This is a genomic window from Brenneria salicis ATCC 15712 = DSM 30166 (assembly GCF_003315515.1).
In the GTDB taxonomy this organism is placed as follows: domain Bacteria; phylum Pseudomonadota; class Gammaproteobacteria; order Enterobacterales; family Enterobacteriaceae; genus Brenneria; species Brenneria salicis.
This window is the reverse complement of record NZ_QNRY01000006.1, coordinates 18,737-36,876: the sequence shown is the minus strand read 5'-3', so window position 1 is coordinate 36,876 and position 18,140 is coordinate 18,737. Positions and strand designations below refer to the sequence as shown.

General features: G+C 50.3%; 16 protein-coding genes and 1 other annotated feature. Of the genes, 5 read left to right on the top strand and 11 right to left on the bottom strand.

Annotation, left to right across the window (positions count from 1 at the left end; genetic code table 11):
* Positions 1-18: 18 nt before the first annotated feature.
* Positions 19-1,932: a molecular chaperone DnaK gene (dnaK, locus tag DES54_RS04660; RefSeq protein ID WP_113865441.1), complete on the bottom strand. Its 1,914-nt coding sequence runs from the start codon at positions 1,930-1,932 to the stop codon at positions 19-21.
* 406 nt (positions 1,933-2,338) lie between these two features.
* Between dnaK and satP the strand changes: the two genes are divergently transcribed.
* Entirely contained in the window at positions 2,339-2,911 is a 573-nt protein-coding gene (gene satP / locus DES54_RS04655) for an acetate uptake transporter (RefSeq protein WP_113865440.1), read from the top strand.
* A 93-nt stretch (positions 2,912-3,004) separates the two neighbouring features.
* Here the strand turns inward: satP and DES54_RS04650 are convergent, their stop codons facing one another.
* Positions 3,005-4,351, bottom strand: a complete 1,347-nt coding sequence (locus DES54_RS04650; RefSeq protein WP_113865439.1) for an MFS transporter — start codon at positions 4,349-4,351, stop codon at positions 3,005-3,007.
* 127 nt (positions 4,352-4,478) lie between these two features.
* Entirely contained in the window at positions 4,479-5,066 is a 588-nt protein-coding gene (mog, locus tag DES54_RS04645; RefSeq protein WP_113865438.1) for a molybdopterin adenylyltransferase, read from the bottom strand.
* Between the two features lie 392 nt (positions 5,067-5,458).
* On the opposite strand from mog, the gene DES54_RS04640 reads away from it, so the two are divergent.
* The gene (locus DES54_RS04640) at positions 5,459-6,553 is read left to right on the top strand and encodes a GGDEF domain-containing protein (RefSeq protein ID WP_211185862.1); all 1,095 of its coding nucleotides are present in this window, start codon (positions 5,459-5,461) and stop codon (positions 6,551-6,553) included.
* A gap of 83 nt (positions 6,554-6,636) precedes the next feature.
* Here the strand turns inward: DES54_RS04640 and tal are convergent, their stop codons facing one another.
* On the bottom strand, positions 6,637-7,590 hold the full coding sequence (gene tal / locus DES54_RS04635) for a transaldolase (RefSeq protein ID WP_113865437.1): 954 nt from the start codon (positions 7,588-7,590) through the stop codon (positions 6,637-6,639).
* Positions 7,591-7,831: 241 nt separating this feature from the next.
* Here tal and yaaA point away from each other — a divergent pair, with 241 nt between their 5' ends.
* Complete coding sequence (yaaA, locus tag DES54_RS04630; RefSeq protein ID WP_113865436.1) at positions 7,832-8,605, top strand: peroxide stress protein YaaA; 774 nt, start codon at positions 7,832-7,834, stop codon at positions 8,603-8,605.
* 45 nt (positions 8,606-8,650) lie between these two features.
* Here yaaA and thrC read toward each other — a convergent pair whose 3' ends face one another.
* The 5 genes from thrC to DES54_RS04605 form a co-directional block, all read right to left on the bottom strand.
* Positions 8,651-9,940, bottom strand: coding sequence for a threonine synthase (gene thrC, locus DES54_RS04625; protein ID WP_113865435.1), 1,290 nt, complete (start codon positions 9,938-9,940; stop codon positions 8,651-8,653).
* Between the two features lie 3 nt (positions 9,941-9,943).
* The gene (gene thrB / locus DES54_RS04620) at positions 9,944-10,873 is read right to left on the bottom strand and encodes a homoserine kinase (RefSeq protein ID WP_113865434.1); all 930 of its coding nucleotides are present in this window, start codon (positions 10,871-10,873) and stop codon (positions 9,944-9,946) included.
* A 2-nt stretch (positions 10,874-10,875) separates the two neighbouring features.
* The gene (gene thrA, locus DES54_RS04615; protein ID WP_113865433.1) at positions 10,876-13,335 is read right to left on the bottom strand and encodes a bifunctional aspartate kinase/homoserine dehydrogenase I; all 2,460 of its coding nucleotides are present in this window, start codon (positions 13,333-13,335) and stop codon (positions 10,876-10,878) included.
* A 90-nt stretch (positions 13,336-13,425) separates the two neighbouring features.
* Positions 13,426-13,540: a sequence feature (Thr leader region), on the bottom strand.
* On the bottom strand, positions 13,479-13,547 hold the full coding sequence (thrL, locus tag DES54_RS19235) for a thr operon leader peptide (RefSeq protein WP_113865513.1): 69 nt from the start codon (positions 13,545-13,547) through the stop codon (positions 13,479-13,481). (Overlaps the previous feature by 62 nt.)
* 197 nt (positions 13,548-13,744) lie before the next feature.
* Positions 13,745-14,446 carry a tRNA/rRNA methyltransferase gene (locus tag DES54_RS04605; protein ID WP_113865432.1) on the bottom strand — a complete coding sequence of 234 codons (702 nt, stop codon included), beginning with the start codon at positions 14,444-14,446 and terminating at the stop codon, positions 13,745-13,747.
* A gap of 641 nt (positions 14,447-15,087) precedes the next feature.
* On the opposite strand from DES54_RS04605, the gene arcA reads away from it, so the two are divergent.
* Positions 15,088-15,804, top strand: coding sequence for a two-component system response regulator ArcA (gene arcA / locus DES54_RS04600; protein ID WP_113865431.1), 717 nt, complete (start codon positions 15,088-15,090; stop codon positions 15,802-15,804).
* Between the two features lie 72 nt (positions 15,805-15,876).
* Here the strand turns inward: arcA and creA are convergent, their stop codons facing one another.
* Positions 15,877-16,368: a protein CreA gene (gene creA, locus DES54_RS04595; protein ID WP_113865430.1), complete on the bottom strand. Its 492-nt coding sequence runs from the start codon at positions 16,366-16,368 to the stop codon at positions 15,877-15,879.
* Between the two features lie 206 nt (positions 16,369-16,574).
* Between creA and robA the strand changes: the two genes are divergently transcribed.
* Positions 16,575-17,471, top strand: a complete 897-nt coding sequence (gene robA / locus DES54_RS04590) for an MDR efflux pump AcrAB transcriptional activator RobA (protein WP_113865429.1) — start codon at positions 16,575-16,577, stop codon at positions 17,469-17,471.
* Here robA and gpmB read toward each other — a convergent pair.
* Positions 17,460-18,110 carry a 2,3-diphosphoglycerate-dependent phosphoglycerate mutase GpmB gene (gene gpmB / locus DES54_RS04585; protein ID WP_113865428.1) on the bottom strand — a complete coding sequence of 217 codons (651 nt, stop codon included), beginning with the start codon at positions 18,108-18,110 and terminating at the stop codon, positions 17,460-17,462. The genes robA and gpmB overlap by 12 nt on opposite strands.
* Positions 18,111-18,140 lie beyond the last annotated feature (30 nt).

Sequence of the window (18,140 nt, the reverse complement as noted above, 5' to 3'; positions counted from 1 at the left end):
CGCCCGCTCAAAGGGCGATTACTTTTTATCTTTTACTTCTTCAAACTCAGCATCAACGACATCGTCATCTTTACGAGCGGAAGTATCGCCAGCCGCACCTTCGGCGCCAGCCTGAGCCTCCGGCTGAGACGCTTCCAGCAATTTACCGGAAACCTGAACCAGTGCCTGGATCTTGGCTTCGATATCCGCTTTGTCTTCACCTTTCAGCGAACTTTCTAGTGCTTTCAAGGCGTCATCAATGGCAGTCTTGTCATCAGAAGCCAGTTTATCACCCACTTCTTCCAGTTGTTTACGCGTGCTGTGCAACAGGTGGTCACCCTGGTTACGCGTCTGCACCAGTTCTTCAAACTTACGATCTGATTCCGCGTTCGCTTCAGCATCGCGAACCATTTTCTGAATTTCGTCCTCATTCAGACCGGAAGACGCTTTGATGGTGATTTTCTGCTCACGACCACTGTTTTTGTCTTTCGCGGACACATGCAGGATACCATCGGCATCGATATCAAAAGTCACTTCGACCTGCGGCATACCACGCGGCGCAGGCTGAATGCCATCCAGGTTGAACTGGCCGAGAGACTTGTTGTCCTGCGCGCGTTTACGTTCACCCTGCAACACATGAATAGTCACCGCCGACTGGTTATCTTCCGCCGTCGAGAACACCTGACTGTGTTTGGTCGGGATGGTGGTGTTTTTGGCGATCAGCGCCGTCATGACGCCACCCATGGTTTCGATACCCAGAGACAGCGGGGTAACGTCCAGCAGCAGCACGTCTTTCACATCACCAGACAGCACGCCGCCCTGAACCGCGGCGCCGATGGCGACCGCTTCATCCGGGTTCACGTCTTTACGTGGTTCTTTACCGAAGAAGTCAGCAACTTTCTTCTGCACCAGCGGCATACGCGTCTGTCCGCCCACCAGGATCACGTCCTGAATTTCAGACACAGACAGTCCGGCATCCTGTAGCGCAACTTTCAGCGGCTCCAGAGAACGGTTCACCAGATCTTCGACCAGTGATTCCAGTTTGGCGCGCGTTACTTTAATGTTCAGGTGTTTCGGGCCGGTTGCATCCGCGGTAATGTACGGTAGATTGACGTCCGTCTGCTGTGCGGAAGAGAGTTCAATCTTGGCTTTTTCCGCAGCTTCTTTCAGGCGCTGCATAGCCAACGGATCATTGCGCAGATCAAAGCCCTGTTCTTTCTTGAATTCATCAACCAGATAGTTGATCAGACGGCTATCGAAGTCTTCACCGCCCAAATGGGTATCGCCATTGGTTGCCAACACTTCAAAGGTTTTTTCGCCATCGACTTCATCGATTTCGATGATGGAAATATCGAAAGTACCACCGCCCAGGTCATATACGGCGATGGTGCGGTTACCCACTTCTTTATCCAAACCATACGCCAGCGCAGCAGCCGTCGGTTCGTTAATGATACGTTTTACTTCCAGGCCAGCGATACGGCCCGCATCTTTGGTCGCCTGACGCTGAGCATCATTGAAGTAGGCCGGGACGGTGATCACCGCTTCGGTAACCGTTTCACCCAGATAGTCTTCCGCCGTTTTCTTCATTTTTTTCAGCACTTCGGCCGAAATCTGCGGCGGCGCCATTTTCTGATCTTTCACTTCCAGCCAGGCGTCGCCATTGTCAGCCGCAATGATTTTGTACGGCATAATATTGGTGTCGCGCTGAACTTCTTCGTCCTTAAAACGACGGCCAATCAGACGCTTAATCGCAAACAGGGTATTTTTCGGGTTAGTCACCGCCTGACGTTTAGCCGGTTGGCCCACCAGAGTTTCACCGTCTTGCGTATAAGCAATAATTGAAGGCGTCGTGCGGTCGCCTTCGCTGTTTTCCAGTACTTTAACCTGCGTACCGTCCATAATCGCTACACAAGAGTTGGTTGTACCCAGGTCGATACCAATAATCTTACCCATCTAAACATCTCCACTAAAAAGTCATATTCGGTGTGGTAGTCCAACCTACTATGCGGGCGGTATGTCGTTTTTCAACGTCATAACCTGATTTTTCTTTTGCATCGCCGTCAATTTCAATACGGCCACACAAATTCAATACCCGACATAAACCTTTCCGGTACGGTCAAACTGTTTCGGTTGAAAATAAGATGGGGCCAACAATTCCATCATCAAGGGGGGGAGATGAAAAAAATTGGCTGTTAACCCCTGTAGGATCAAACTATTCTTTCTTCATCATGTTGTGTCCGCTCAGTACGCCCGATATGATGCCGCGCCCGTCGCAAAAAAGGGAAACTCCCGGCGTTACGGCGGACAATAACATCTCAAACAATATCTATTTTTGATTATCTGTTATCGCAGAGGATTTATGCATACGAATACCTTGGCGAATCCCGGTCCGTTAGGACTGATGGGTTTCGGGATGACCACCGTTCTACTCAACTTGCACAACGCAGGCTTTTTCCCGCTTTCTTCTATTATTCTAAGCATGGGCATTTTTTACGGCGGTATTGCCCAGATTCTGGCGGGAGTACTGGAATACAAAAAAGGAAATACCTTCGGCGTGACCGCATTCACCTCTTATGGCGCGTTCTGGCTGACGCTGGTCGCCATTATCATGCTGCCGAAAATGGGTCTGGCGGAAGCCAGCGATGCAAAGTTCCTGGGAGTATTCCTTGGGTTGTGGGGGGTTTTCACGCTGTTTATGTTCTTCGGAACATTGCGCGCCAACCGCGCATTGCAATTTGTGTTTGCCAGCCTGACCGTGCTGTTTGCTTTGCTGGCCGTCGGCAACTTCACCGGTAACCACGCCATCCTGACCTTTGCGGGTTATGAAGGGATTATCTGCGGCGCAAGCGCGATTTATCTCGCAATGGCCGAAGTGCTGAACGAGCAATATGGTCGCACCGTTCTGCCGATTGGCGCTCGCAGCGCGCACTGAGTGAAGCAGTGAAGCAGTGAAGCAGTGAAGCAGTGAAGCCCGGTCAGCATGACCGGGCTTCACTGCTTTAACATACAATTTTAACGAACAATCCTAAATACTGACCGGCGAACGGGGTTCCTCTTCCCCGGCCAACTTGTTGCTCTGCTCGCTATTCAAATCACGATGCAAATAGATCCCCAACAGCAGGCCGACGCATGACAGCGTCAACATATAATATGCCGGAGCCAGCGGCGTTATCTTCATAATCAACGTGACAAAGATCGGCGTTAAGCCGCCGAAAATCGCATAAGAAACGTTATAAGAAAACGAGATGCCCGAAAAACGCACTTCCGCCGGGAACGCGCGCGCCATGACATAAGGCACCGCGCCGACAACACCGACGCTCAAACCGACTATCGCGTAGCTGATAAACAGCAGAGTCGTGTTGCTCGCCGCCATGCTGTAGAAAAACCAACTACATACAGCCAGCGACAAACTGCCCAGAATAAACAGCTTACTGGCGCCGAAGCGATCAACAAGCAGACCGGCGCCAATGCAGCCCGCCATCAGCATAATCGTCGCCAGGCAATTTGCCTGTAATGCGAGCGCCGCAGAAATGCCATGAACTTTTTGCAGATATGTCGGCGCCATTAGGATCACAACCACAATACAAGCGGACAGCATCCAGGTCAGCAACATGGAAACCACCACAGCCTTTCGGTGATTCATCACTACCGATTTCAGCGGCAACTCTTCAGCCAGTTTCTTATGGGCCTGCATTTCCATAAAGATCGGCGTTTCCTGTAACCAGCGGCGTAAATACATCGCCACCAGCCCGAAGATCCCGCCAATAAAAAACGGCAAACGCCAGCCGCCGCCTGACATCTGTTCTGGCGTCAGCACGGTATTGAGCAAGGTGACGACCAGCGATCCCAATAGAATCCCCATGGTTAACCCTGCGGTCAGCGTTCCACAGGCAAAACCGATGCGTGAACGCGGAACATGCTCTGAGACAAACACCCAAGCCCCAGGCACTTCACCGCCAATCGCCGCGCCTTGCAGTACGCGCATCAACAACAGAAGCAGTGGCGCCGCAATGCCGATAACCTCATAGGTCGGCAGCATTCCCATCGCCAACGTGGGCAACGCCATTAACAAGATACTCAGACTGAACATCTTTTTACGCCCGACCAGATCGCCAAAGTGGGCCATGACGATGCCCCCCAGCGGACGAGCGAGATAACCCGCCGCGAAGATGCCAAACGTCTGAACCTGACGTAGCCACTCAGGAATATCCGCCGGGAAGAAAAGATCGCCGATGATGGCCGCGAAAAAAACGAAAATGATGAAGTCATAAAACTCCAGTGCGCCACCCAGCGCAGCCAGAGACAACGTCTTATAATCCTGCCGATTTAAGCGGCGATGCAGTGCATGAGAATGAAAATGTTCGTGAGCCATAAATTACCGTACAAGACAAGAATGAGAACAGTAAAACCGCGCTGCCTTATGTAAAGCTAAGGTTACTATACCGGCAAAATTATGCTACACCAGCAAAGCTGAATCTTATGTTTGAAATCGGCTAACTTCAGTTTTTTATTTCACGTACGGCATTTTTAGGCCGAAAAGCTGCTACCACCGCAGGATCAGTCTCAATATAAGGCCCCTCCAGTAACTGGATACAATAAGGTACACTGGCAAAAATTCCTGCCATCACTACCATGCCGTGCTCATCTTTCAATCCTTCCAGCGTTTCTTTAATCGACTTGGGTTGCCCTGGAAGATTGAGAATCAACGCCTGCTTACGAATGACGCCAACCTGTCTCGATAAAATGGCGGTGGGGACAAATTGCAGACTAATCTGTCGCATTTGCTCTCCAAACCCTGGCATTTCACGATCGGCAATCGCCAGCGTTGCATCAGGCGTGACATCGCGACGGGCAGGTCCCGTGCCTCCCGTGGTTAACACCAGATGGCAGCCGCGTTCATCCACCAACTCACATAGCGTCTGTTCAATCAGTGCCTGTTCATCAGGCACCAGGCGGGTTTCAATTTCAAAAGGCGTGGTCAAGGCGCTGGATAACCATGCTTCCAGGGCAGGTATTCCTTTATCCTGATAAATACCGCTGGATGCCCGATCAGAAATGGATACCAGACCAATACATAATATGTTCATATAGACCTCCCTAAAAACCCATTGTTATCAGAATATTATCTGATTTGCGCACCTAAGCCACCATACTGATAAGAAATTTGCGTCAGTAATAGGGTTTTGCGGCTCCTCTCACCTATTGAAAAAATAATAGTGGATAAGATAGCGCCTCAAAAATGAAATAAGCTGCGGCAACCAATAACTCTCTGAAATAGAAAATAAAACAAATACGATGAATGCCCTTGCCAAAGTTAAACATCAATTCTGATGTTTATGAAATAAAACATCACGTAAGGAAAGGGAAAATAACGAAATAGGCTATGATTAACCATAACCTGAATTTAGATCATATGATAAAATCCGGTCGCCTCTGCCACACCTTGAGTAAGTAGAAGAAGCCATACCAAGGAAGTTTCATGATAAACAAAACTAACTACAAGATATTAAAGATATTTTCCCATCCAACCTCTGCTTTTTTCTTGTTTGGCACACTGGCTTTTTTCGTCACCGTTGCTTTTATGCATGAATCAGATAAAAACACCTGGAGGATTGAAAAAAACAATCTTGATACCGTAATCAGAACCTATGCGTCTTATAACGCAGGGGCGGAAGTTAAAGATAGTGATGTTACCTACAAAACGGGTAACTATGTTTCCGCCCGTATCAGGACGTTTGCCTTTAATACCAGTGATACTCGTCGCGAATGTATTAACCGGCTGTCGGCAACAGAATTAAAATTTAATGATATGTCGATCCTCAGGACGTGTAAGAACAAATTGCCTTCTATCGGTGAATATGCGGGAAAGGATATATTAACCAGCATCATTCCTATTTTGTCGCCGACGGATAAACTGCTGGGCGTCCGTATCAGAACCACTTCGGAAGCGCCGCTGCCCTCTTTATTCGATACGTTTGGATCGTTGACCACCATTATCGGCATGATCAGTATCGTTCTGATTTCTGCTGTTTCAGGCAGTCTGCTTTCCGTATTAGTTAAAAAGTATCTGATCGAATTACCCATCATCGCCCGTTATGACGATTTGACAGGCTACCTGCGGCGAGACGCCTTCTTTATGGCGGCGAATAAGGTCCTGAGTATCTCCAGTTTCAGCAAACGTCCTGCTTGCGTGCTCATCATAGATATTGATCACTTCAAGAATGTGAATGATACCTATGGTCATAGCGCGGGTGATGATGCCTTGAAGTTTGTCGCCGATACGTTAAAAAAATCATTTCGACGTGAAGATATTTTTGGGCGAATTGGCGGCGATGAGTTCGCGATCGTTTTACCCAATATTAGCCTGGACGATGCCTACGTCGTCGTAGAACGGGCCAGAGCGCGGGTTAACGCCAGCAGCTTTGATCCCTCAACAGGGGATAGCATTAAGCTGGCGGTCAGCATCGGGCTGGTTGAATATGATATTGGCGAAGAAGGTTTAACAGAAGTAATGAAACGCGCTGACGAAAATCTTTATATAGCCAAAAAAACCCGAAATATCGTAGCCAAATAACCCTGCTTGTATAATTTAAATATTAGGCGAGCCAACAAAAAATAGCCGCGCAGTACGTCGGCTATTTCAAGTTTCTGGCATGATTAAAGTAAATCAGCAATCATTTTTTCAAGTTTCACCTGATCAACCGCAAACTTACGGATGCCGTCAGCCAACTTATCAACGGCCATCGGATCCTGATTATGCTGCCAGTAGAACTCTGCTTCCGTCATCTTCGCCGGACGTGCTTTCACCTCGCCGGTATAAGAAAGTTTACGAACCACCTCCCCTTCGCTTTCAGACAGTTCTTTCAGCAGCGGAGGAGCGATAGTCAGGCGGTCACAGCCCGCCAGTTCCAGAATTTCACCGACATTACGGAAGCTGGCGCCCATCACGACGGTTTCATAACCGTGTTCTTTGTAATAGCTGTAGATTTCACTAACAGAAACCACGCCCGGATCTTCGCCTGGCGCAAACTCTTTTTTATCGCCGTTGGCTTTATACCAATCCAGAATACGACCAACAAACGGGGAAATCAGGAAAACGCCCGCCTCGGCACATGCCCGCGCCTGAGCGAAAGAGAACAACAACGTCAGGTTACAGTTGATCCCTTCTTTTTCAAGTTGCTCCGCCGCGCGGATCCCCTGCCAGGTCGAAGCCAGTTTGATCAGGATACGATCGTTGCTGATACCGGCATCGTTATACAGTTTGATAAGGTGCTTTGCTTTCGCGACACTGGCTTGCGTATCGTAAGACAGTCGGGCATCGACCTCCGTGGAAATACGGCCAGGGATCAGCTTTAAGATCTCAAGACCAATGTTCACCGCCAGTTTGTCGGTTGCATCCACTACTTGCTGCTCACGGTTGCCGCTCTGCTCACGAGCCCAGGCAATCGCCTCATCAATCAGTTGGCGATATTCAGGAATTTGAGCCGCATTCAGGATCAGGGAAGGGTTAGTCGTCGCGTCTTGCGGTTGATACAATTTCATGGCCGCGATGTCGCCGGTGTCAGCAACCACTGTCGTCAATTGGCGTAGGGAAGTCAGTTTATCCGTCATGTTGGCATTTCTCATTGTTAGTACATGAATGGTTTGTACGTGAATATTTAGAACATGAACTGGTAGCATCATGTTGTAGCCAGAATCTGATAATAACACGCGCATACTTCCGCGCAAGCCAACCCCGGTTACCTCATTCCGATATTCTGATGATTGCCCTTTCCTGTTATAACCATCGCCGCTTTCTTACCGGATATTTGCTACAGTAAAGCAACAAAATCAGACCTACAGGACATGGCGCATGCTGATAACCATTTCACCCGCAAAAACTCTTGATTACACCAGTCCTTTAGCCACGCAACGTTATACCCAGCCGGATCTGCTGGACTATTCCAGTCGATTGATTGCGATTTGTAAAACGCTCACGCCTGCGGAAATCGCCTCGCTAATGGGTATCAGTGATAAACTGGCCGGGTTGAATGCCGCGCGCTTCAATGACTGGCGCCCTGACTTTACCCCCGATAATGCGCGTCAGGCTTTATTGGCGTTTAAAGGGGATGTCTATACCGGTCTGGCGGCAGAGGCGTTCAGCGAGGACGATTTTGATTTTGCCCAGCAGCACTTACGCATGCTGTCCGGTTTATACGGCGTTCTGCGACCGCTGGATCTGATGCAGCCTTATCGGTTAGAAATGGGCACCAAACTCGCCAATAAAGCGGGGAAAGATCTTTATCATTTCTGGGGTGATATCATCACCGAAAAACTGAATCAGGCGCTGAGCGAACAAGGCGACGACATTCTGATTAATCTGGCATCTGACGAATATTTCAAAGCGGTTCAGCCGAAGAAGCTGCAAGCCACGCTGATCAAACCGATATTTTTAGATCAGAAGAATGGCAAATTTAAAGTCATCAGCTTCTACGCCAAGAAAGCGCGTGGATTGATGAGCCGCTTTATTATTCAGAATCGCCTGACGCAACCAGAGCAATTAAAAGACTTTGATCTGGAAGGTTACTTTTTCGCACCGGCGGAATCATCGGCTGACGAACTGGTATTTAAACGCCACGAACAATAAAGCGCATCAATAAGCAGGGCGGTAAACGCCGCCCTTGAAGAGAGACTATTTCGGCAACGTCATCAGGAACTGACGCAACGTGGCGAAATCATCCGGGAAGTTATGCGACAACAAATCCAGAGCGGCGCGCTCCGCCAATGCGTCAGGCAGCGCCAGCGCTTTACCCAGAATGGCTTCCACGCTTTCTTTGAATTTCGCCGGATGCGCGGTTCCCAGGAATAAACCGAATTCGCCAGGCTGGAGTTGATCGCGCAATAGGCGATAAGCAATCGCCGCGTGTGGCTCCGACGTATACCCCTGCGCCTCAAGTTCATGCATGGTTTCTTTGGTGGTTTCATCGCTCACCGCGCCAAAGCCCAGCGCTTTCAATGGCCAGTTTTTACGGCGGAATAACTCTTCCACACGCGGCCAGTTATTCGGCTGGCTCACATCCATGGCGTTGGAAAGCGTGGCGACCGTTTTCTTCGGCTCCCACGCGCCGCCGCTCAGGAAACGCGGAACCGTATCGTTCTCATTGGTTGCCGCGATAAAACGTTTGATCGGCAACCCCAGTGACTTAGCCAGCAACCCGGCAGTCAGGTCGCCAAAATTGCCGCTCGGCACGGAAACAACCAGTTGATTACGCGCCTCCTGCGGCAACTGCGCCACCGCTTCAAAGTAATAGCAAATTTGCGCCAGCAGTCGGCTGATGTTAATGGAGTTGGCGGAGTTCAGACCGATGGTCTTTTTCAGTTCTTCATCATCGAAAGCCTGCTTGACCAACGCCTGACACGCGTCAAAATCACTGTCGATCGCGATGGTGTGAATGTTGCCGCCCAGCGTACAGAACAATTTCTCCTGTAAGGGGCTGATTTTTCCACGCGGATAAAGGATCACCACTCGGATATTTTCCAAACCGTAAAATGCATGCGCAACGGCCGCGCCAGTGTCGCCGGAGGTCGCGGTCAGGATCGTAATCTTGTCGTTGCCGGAAATTTCCGTCAGCATCTGCGCCATAAAACGGCCGCCAAAATCTTTAAAGGCCAGCGTCGGCCCGTGGAACAACTCCAGCGCGGCGATATCCTCCGCCACCTCTGCCACCGGCGCTGGGAAGGCGAAAGCGGCTTTCACCCGCTGAAATACCGTCTGCGCCGGGATTTCTTCACCGATATAGGCTGACAAAATACGGCTGCTGCGCGTAACAAAATCCAGCTTCAGCAATTCATCGATTTCAGTACGATCAAACGCCGGCAACTCCAGAGGAAAAAACAGCCCTTGCTGGCTTCCCAGACCTTGTTTGATAGCCTGAGCAAAGTTCACCTGCTCGTTATGATCTTTAAGGTTGTACAGTTTCATGCATTATCCCAGTTGTCGTGCGCCTGTCGTATCCAGACGGCAAATATGAACAAAACCTTCATCGTTCTGCAAATAGTTATCCCGCAGCCAGTTGGCCAAGCGTTGTGCGCTGCCCGTATCGTTACAGACGGAAAATAAAGTCGGGCCGGAGCCGGAAATACCGCACGCCAGCGCCCCGATATCTTCGGCGGCTTTACGTGCTTCGGCAAAACCGGGCAGCAGTTTGGTGCGATAAGGTTCAGCGATGACATCTTTCATCAATTTGGCCGCCAGCGACGCTTGACCAGTATGACAAGCGTGGATGAAACCCGCCAGATAACGGCCATGACTGATGCAATCCTGACGGCGATATTGCGCGGGTAAAATCGCCCGCGCCTCGGCGGTTGACACCTTGATGCCCGGATACGCCATCACCCATAGCCAGTCATCAAAAGCCGGTACGGACTGGCTGATGATACCCTCTTCTTCCAGCATCAGTTGAATGCCGCCGAGAAAGCAAGGCGCCACATTATCATAATGCACGCTACCGGAAATACGGCCTTCCAGTTCGCCCATCAACGTCAATAGCCGGGTATCGTCCAGCGGCTTGCCGCAGAACTCATTCATCCCCATCAGCCCGGCGACCACGGAACAGGCGCTGGAGCCCAGCCCAGACCCGATCGGCATGTTCTTTTCCAGCGTCATGGCAACCGGTACGGTTTTACCAATTTCCTGACAAAAACGTTCCCAGCATTGATAAACAATGTTTTGCTTGGGATCATCCGGCAGTTTGCTGACGAATCGGCCTTCGCTGCGCAGACTGAATTGATCCGCGGCCACAACAGAAACGCAGTCCCCCAGCAGCGAGCCGTCTACCGGAGAAACCGCCGCACCCAGCACATCAAACCCCACGCTGACATTACCAATTGATGCCGGTGCATAAACCTTAACCATAATTAAGCTCCCAACTTCCATGACAGGGTACGCAGCAAATCTGCAAAGACGCCGGCGGCGGTAACATCATTGCCTGCGCCATACCCTCTTAATACCAACGGCAATGGCTGATAGTAGCGACTGTAGAAGGCCAGCGCGTTTTCGCCATCTTTGACTTTAAACAAGGGATCATTCCCGCCAATGGCGCTGATCTGAACTTTACAGCGTCCTTCTTCAATCATGCCGATATAACGCAGCACTTTTCCTTCATCCCGCGCCTGCGCGATACGGCTGGCGAATTCATCATCCACCGACGGCAAACGACGCATAAAGCTCTCCACATCGCCTGACGCATCAAAACCGGCAGGCAAAACCGACTCGACGTCAATATCTTCCAGTTCCAGTTTGTAACCAGCTTCACGCGCCAGAATCAGCAGCTTACGCGCGACATCCATACCGGACAAATCATCACGGGGATCGGGCTCGGTATAACCTTTCTCTTTGGCCTGCGCCGTCGCTTCAGACAAGGACATCCCTTCGTCCAGCTTACCGAAAATGAATGACAGCGATCCCGACAGAATACCAGTGAAGCGGATCAGTTCATCGCCGGCGTTCAGCAGGTTCTGGAGGTTCTCAATCACCGGCAGACCCGCGCCGACGTTAGTATCGTACAGGAAGCGGCGGCGTGATTTCGCCCCCGCGCTGCGCAGTAGCTGGTAGTAGCTCATGGAACCGGTATTGGCTTTCTTGTTCGGCGTCACCACATGGAAACCATCGGCCAGAAAATCCGCATATTGATCGGCGACCGCCTGACTTGACGTACAGTCGACAATCACCGGATTCAACAAATGATATTCTTTGACCAGGCGGATCAGGCGCCCCAGATTGAAAGGCTCACGGGCATTTGCCAGTTCATCGCGCCAGGTGTCCATCGCGATGCCGTTGACATTTGTCAACAATGCTTTGGAATTGGCAATCCCGATAACCCGCAGGTCGATATGCTTCTGTTTAAGCCACGGCTGCTGACGGTGGATCTGCTCCAATAGCGCGCCGCCCACGCCCCCGACGCCGATGACGAAGACATCGATCACCTGATCGGTATTAAACAGCATCTGGTGCGCAACCCGCACCCCGGTTGTCGCCACGTCATTATTCACCACAACCGAAATAGACCGTTCAGATGAACCTTGCGCGATAGCCACGATATTGATATTGGCGCTGGCCAGCGCGGAGAATAAACGCGCAGAAAGGCCACGCAATGTGCGCATGCCGTCGCCAACCACGGAGATAATGGCCAGACGCTGCATCACGTCCAGCGGATCCAGCACGCCCTCTTTCAGTTCCAGATAAAATTCATCTTCCAGCGTCTTGGTGGCGCGCACTAATTCGTTCTGCGATACGCAGAAGCTGATGCTGTACTCGGAAGATGACTGGGTTATCAGCACCACCGAAATACCGGCGCGGGACATGGCCGCAAATACGCGCGCCGCCATACCGATCATTCCTTTCATGCCGGGACCGGAAACGTTGATCATCGCCATGTTATTCAAATTAGTGATGCCTTTGACCGGGTAGTGCGTATCGGTGCTTTCCATCCCGATTAACGTGCCGGGAGCCTGTGGATTTTCGGTGTTTTTGATAAGACAGGGGATTTGGAATTGGGCGATGGGAGCGATGGTTCTGGGGTGGAGGACTTTGGCGCCGAAGTAGGATAGTTCCATCGCCTCGTGATAGGACATCGACTTCAACAATCTGGCGTCCGGCACTTGACGCGGATCGCAAGTATAAACACCGTCAACGTCCGTCCAGATTTCACAACAGTCTGCACGCAGACAAGCGGCCAAAACCGCGGCTGAATAATCGGAACCGTTACGGCCCAGCACCACCAGTTCACCTTTATCGTTACCGGCAGTGAAACCCGCCATCAGGATCACATGATCATTCGGAATGGCGCTTTCCGCGATACGGCGGGTAGATTCGGTAATATCGACCGTGGACTCAAGATAATGTCCCTGAGCCAGTAGTTTTTCCACCGGATTGATGACGGAAACCGCATAACCGCGCGCTTGAAATACCGCCTCCATGATGGCAACCGACAGCTTTTCGCCACGGCAGATGATCGACGCATTCACGCTGTCAGGGCATTGACCCAGCAATGCAATGCCATGCAAAACCTGTTTCAACTGGGCGAATTCCTGATCCGCCAGCGCCTTAAGGCGAGGCAGATCGAAACCGGGTTGCGACTCGGCAAGGCCTTGCAGCAAAGAAGAAAAGATAGCTTCCGCGTCGTTAAGGTTAGGCAGTAAATCCTGTCCGGCGACCGTTTTATCAATCATCGCAACCAGGTGGTTGGTAATTTTGGCCGGTGCAGACAGTACAATGGCAACCTGTCCCTGACGCGCATTGTTTTCGATAATGTCGGCAACGCGCATAAAACGTTCCGCATTTGCCACTGAAGTCCCGCCAAATTTCAACACTCGCATTTTTATCTTTTCTCCTGAATTTCTGCTGACAAAAACGCGTTAAGCGTTTTTTGTTATTTTTTTAACAATGCCACGCATTGGCACATCGTAAAAAAAAAAGCCCGCACTGTTCGGTGCGGGCTTTTTCGGATTCGTTGTATGCGTCAGCCCGCACCGTTACTGGTTGTACCGGTGATGGTAATAATCGTGGTGATCAGGCTGATAATTCGCATGCTAAAAACGTGTCTCGGTAAATTTGAAAAAATTCTGCTCTATTAGTTAGGGCAATCGCCCCGTGAAGTCAATGGATTTCTTTTTTTTCATCCAACGAGTCCACAAATGAAAAACGTTAAATCAACTATAAGAAAAAGGACTGACAAGATAATCATTCACTAAAAAGCATAAATCAACATCTTTTGCTGTGAAAAAATCACTTATCGCTATCTTCTCTGGATACCATTTTCTCGACGTCATGCAGCAAAGTATGCAGCATTGCCGTATCGCGCTGCTCTAAACGTCCCAGCCGCTGATGAAGCCAGTCGCGTAGTTTCTCATCCTCGCTGACGCCAAGCGTCATAAGCAACTGGTCCAGGCGCTGTCGCAACGCTGACAACGCGCCAGCTTGCGGCGCAATAGTCTCATCAGGCTGGATCTGCATTAATGCCGCCAGTTGATAGCAGTACACCATCACCGCCTGTCCCAGATTAAGCGAGGGGTAGTCAGCCTTCATCGGCACGCCGGTCAATACATCCGCCAGTTCAAGCTCTTCATTGGTCAGCCCGGCATCTTCACGCCCAAAAACCAACGCGGCGGAATCCACCCACCGCGCCTTTTCCTGCATAATGCTCAGCAGTTCCACTGGTGTGCAATAGTAACGGAATCGGGCACGACTGCGCGCCGTAGTCGCAATGGTGAAGTCCACATCTGCCAGCGCTTCCCGCAGGCTGGAAAACGTCGTGGCTGCGGCAAGAATATCGCCCGAACCGTGCGCAACCCAGCCTGCGGCGGGTTGCTGATGCGCGCTACTGTTCACAATACGCAAACTGCTGAACCCCATGGTTTTCATCGCCCGCGCGGCCGCGCCAACGTTCTCGCCGCGCGCGGGCTCAACCAAAATAATATGAAACGGCATAAATATCCTCAGTTGCGCGAAAAGCATACTGGTGAAAACGTTTCCAACAGGATAATACCAACATTAGCCGCATGAGGAATTAACAACAACACAACACCATGCCGGTATCATTCCGCCACAGATTAAGGAAACGGGGATTAAACGAAGAAGCGTTGCCGTAATTTAATTATTTTCGATAAAAATTAGATGATTAATTTTAGTAAAAATCAATCAATCCATGCATTTTCAGTCAAATGCGCTAACGCCCGTCATCATCATTTGCTATGCTGAATCGTTCACAAAAGATGCTAAATTGTGACTTAAACTAGCAATCCTGTAGTCTTTTTCACAAAATAGTTAACGTGCTACAATGAAATTTGATATATGTCAACGGAACCGTCGATTTGTCGGCACGCAAAATCAGTGATTACTGTTATGTCGCTGTTAATAAGGTTAAACTGTGCACCACTTTTTGAGCGCTGTTAATCAGCCCCCACTGTCACCCACTCCTCTGGCGGGTGAATGTGCACCGAGAACATATTTATGTACTTTAGTCCAATGTTGAGTGAGATGGTAACTTTTACCTCACATAGCGCCAATGACAACAGCGACTTCTGTACTTCCGATTTCTATAATTTAAGTTGGCAATTTAGGTAGCAAACATGCAGACGCCGCACATTCTTATTGTTGAAGACGAGTTGGTAACTCGTAATACCCTCAAAAGTATTTTTGAGGCGGAAGGATACATTGTTTACGAAGCCACAGACGGTGCAGAAATGCACCATATCCTGTCGGAAAATGACATCAATCTGGTCATCATGGATATCAACCTGCCGGGCAAGAATGGTTTGTTGTTAGCCCGTGAACTGCGTGAGCAAGCCAGTGTTGCATTGATGTTCCTCACTGGTCGTGATAACGAAGTCGATAAAATCCTCGGTTTGGAAATTGGCGCGGATGACTACATCACCAAGCCATTCAATCCACGCGAGTTGACGATCCGCGCACGTAATCTACTGTCCCGTACCATGAATCTGGGCGCTGTGACGGAAGAGCGTCGTCTGGTTGAAAGCTATCGCTTCAATGGCTGGGAACTGGATATCAATAGCCGTTCGCTGATAAGCCCCGCCGGTGAGCAGTACAAACTGCCGCGCAGCGAGTTCCGCGCCATGCTGCATTTCTGTGAGAATCCGGGAAAAATCCAGTCTCGTGCGGAATTGCTAAAGAAAATGACCGGCCGCGAACTGAAGCCCCACGATCGTACCGTTGACGTGACGATCCGCCGTATCCGTAAACACTTCGAATCAACGGCTGATACGCCGGAAATCATCGCCACCATCCATGGCGAAGGCTACCGTTTCTGCGGTGATCTGGAAGATTGATTCCTTTCAGCCGAAGCCCTTCGCTGCTTCGGCTGACTTGCACTTCCGGTCGCAATCACCTCATTCGTTCATTTATTCTGCTTTAGCGGCGTTTCCCCACGGCATTACCGGCACCGCGCTTAATGCATTCTTTGGCGAACCATCGACCAGCCGATCCGAGTAAGCCAGATAGATCAGCGCATTACGTTTGGGATCGTAAAACCGCACAACCTGTAATTTTTTGAAAACCAGCGATGTCCGTGTCTGGAAAACCACCGCTCCCCGATCGCCAATGTTCTTCACTTTCTCTGTCAGTACAATCTGCCCGACCTGCTGGCAGGAAATCGCCGCATCAGAAGTATCCTCCGCCAATCCCAACCCGCCTTTAATGCCGCCGGTTTTTGCCCGACTGATATAACAAGTGACATTATCCACGTCCGGATCATCAAACGCTTCCACCACAATTTTATGATCCGGCCCCAGAAACTTAAACACCGTATCAACCGAACCTACCTGCTCTGCCCGCGCCAGCCCCGCCGCTGCTAGCATCAACAAGCCAATACTTACCACTACCTTTTTGTTCATATTTTAGATTCTCTGATTATCTTTTGTACTATTCGTCACAGTATAAACCGGAAAGCGCCGTCTCAGAAAAACATCGTCGCCAGTTATGTTGTCCAAATTACCAGTTGAATATCTTCAAAAATCTTAAGCGGTGACAATGTCAAAAAGTTGCTATGATGCGGGTTCTCTATACATTCAGTGCTCAGTATGTTTGATGAGGAAGATCTATGGATCAAGCCGGTATTATACGTGATCTGCTTAACTGGCTGGAAAGCCATCTCGACCAGCCTTTATCACTCGATAATGTCGCGGCGAAAGCGGGCTATTCAAAATGGCATCTACAAAGAATGTTCAAAGACGTCACTGGTCACGCGATTGGTTCCTATATTCGCGCACGGCGGCTGACTAAAGCCGCGGTCGCGCTTTGCCTGACCAGCAGACCGATTCTGGACATTGCTTTACAATATCGATTTGATTCTCAACAAACGTTCACCCGAGCATTCAAAAAACAGTTCGCCCAGACACCCGCATCCTATCGCCGCGCCGATAACTGGAATACCTTCGGCATTCATCCGCCGATCCGGTTAGGTGAATTCAAGCTGCCACAACCGACATTTGTTGAATTGCCGGAAACGCCGTTGCTTGGGTTGACGCAAACCTATAACTGCCGTCTGGAACAGATTTGTAATTTCAGGACTGAAATCCGTATCCATTACTGGCGTCAGTTTCTTGGCGAAACCAAAATGGTTCCGCCAGTGCTGTACGGGCTGCACCACTCGCGCCCCAGTAAGGAAAAAGACGACGAGCATGAGGTGCTTTATACCACCGCGCTGGAGCAGCGGCATCTGCCTGATGACATACATTCCGGCGAGCCGATAACCTTACCCGGCGGTGATTACGCCCTATTTGTGTATGAGGGGCCAACAGACGGTCTACAGGATTTTATTATCACGCTGTATGACACCTGTCTGCCGACCTTCCAACTCATCCGCCGCAAAGGGTTTGATGCGGAGCGTTTCTATCCCAATCGTGAGGAGAAAACGGAACCCGATAACATTCCCAAAACCATTCGCTGTGAATACCTGATTCCCATCCAGCATCCTGAACGTCAATCAGCGCTGTAGCTCATCCAATGCCGGAATATCCAGATGCGAAATATCCCCGGCGGTTTCAACAACCCACCCGGAAGCCAGCCACGGGCTTTGCTGATAATCAATGCGCGACAAGGAGCAGTTGCGCAAGCGCAGGCGGCGCTCTGCCGATGCGGGCAACCCCAGAATCGTACTAAGCAAACATCCCAGCGCCATGCCATGACTGACCAGCAATGGCCGGCTTCCTTTTGGCAGATCCAAACAGCGGGCCAGCACACGGTGCATACGCGCCGCCAATTCCTCCATCGATTCCCCTTCGGGAATGCGTCCGCCGGAGGTGCCATCCACCAATTGTTTACGCCATGATTCTTCTTCCAGACTTAACGAATCAATATCACGCGCTTCCAAAATCCCCATACTCAATTCCCGCAATCCGGGTTCCAACACGATAGGGCAACCATGACAGACTTTGGCGATAATGTCCGTCGTCTGCTGCGTCCTTCCCAGGTCGCTGGTAAAGATATGCGTAATCCCCAGCGTCCTGATGCGTTCGGCAACCTGATAAGCCTGTAGTTCACCGCGCGGCGTCAGCGCGCTATCAGATTGACCTTGAATACGTCGCGCCACATTCCATTCTGTTTCACCGTGGCGAACAAGATATACCTGTAACATGGTTATTTTCCGTTATACTGCGTCAAATTA

What these genes read in the sequence shown, in the direction of transcription:
- DES54_RS04640 (WP_211185862.1), top strand. Translation starts at nt 5,459, where the DNA reads ATGATAAACAAAACTAACTACAAGATATTAAAGATATTTTCCCATCCA.
- tal (WP_113865437.1), bottom strand. Translation starts at nt 7,590, where the DNA reads ATGACGGATAAACTGACTTCCCTACGCCAATTGACGACAGTGGTTGCT.
- dnaK (WP_113865441.1), bottom strand. Translation starts at nt 1,932, where the DNA reads ATGGGTAAGATTATTGGTATCGACCTGGGTACAACCAACTCTTGTGTA.
- arcA (WP_113865431.1), top strand. Translation starts at nt 15,088, where the DNA reads ATGCAGACGCCGCACATTCTTATTGTTGAAGACGAGTTGGTAACTCGT.
- robA (WP_113865429.1), top strand. Translation starts at nt 16,575, where the DNA reads ATGGATCAAGCCGGTATTATACGTGATCTGCTTAACTGGCTGGAAAGC.
- thrB (WP_113865434.1), bottom strand. Translation starts at nt 10,873, where the DNA reads ATGGTTAAGGTTTATGCACCGGCATCAATTGGTAATGTCAGCGTGGGG.
- DES54_RS04605 (WP_113865432.1), bottom strand. Translation starts at nt 14,446, where the DNA reads ATGCCGTTTCATATTATTTTGGTTGAGCCCGCGCGCGGCGAGAACGTT.
- gpmB (WP_113865428.1), bottom strand. Translation starts at nt 18,110, where the DNA reads ATGTTACAGGTATATCTTGTTCGCCACGGTGAAACAGAATGGAATGTG.
- thrC (WP_113865435.1), bottom strand. Translation starts at nt 9,940, where the DNA reads ATGAAACTGTACAACCTTAAAGATCATAACGAGCAGGTGAACTTTGCT.
- mog (WP_113865438.1), bottom strand. Translation starts at nt 5,066, where the DNA reads ATGAACATATTATGTATTGGTCTGGTATCCATTTCTGATCGGGCATCC.
- thrA (WP_113865433.1), bottom strand. Translation starts at nt 13,335, where the DNA reads ATGCGAGTGTTGAAATTTGGCGGGACTTCAGTGGCAAATGCGGAACGT.
- creA (WP_113865430.1), bottom strand. Translation starts at nt 16,368, where the DNA reads ATGAACAAAAAGGTAGTGGTAAGTATTGGCTTGTTGATGCTAGCAGCG.
- DES54_RS04650 (WP_113865439.1), bottom strand. Translation starts at nt 4,351, where the DNA reads ATGGCTCACGAACATTTTCATTCTCATGCACTGCATCGCCGCTTAAAT.
- yaaA (WP_113865436.1), top strand. Translation starts at nt 7,832, where the DNA reads ATGCTGATAACCATTTCACCCGCAAAAACTCTTGATTACACCAGTCCT.
- satP (WP_113865440.1), top strand. Translation starts at nt 2,339, where the DNA reads ATGCATACGAATACCTTGGCGAATCCCGGTCCGTTAGGACTGATGGGT.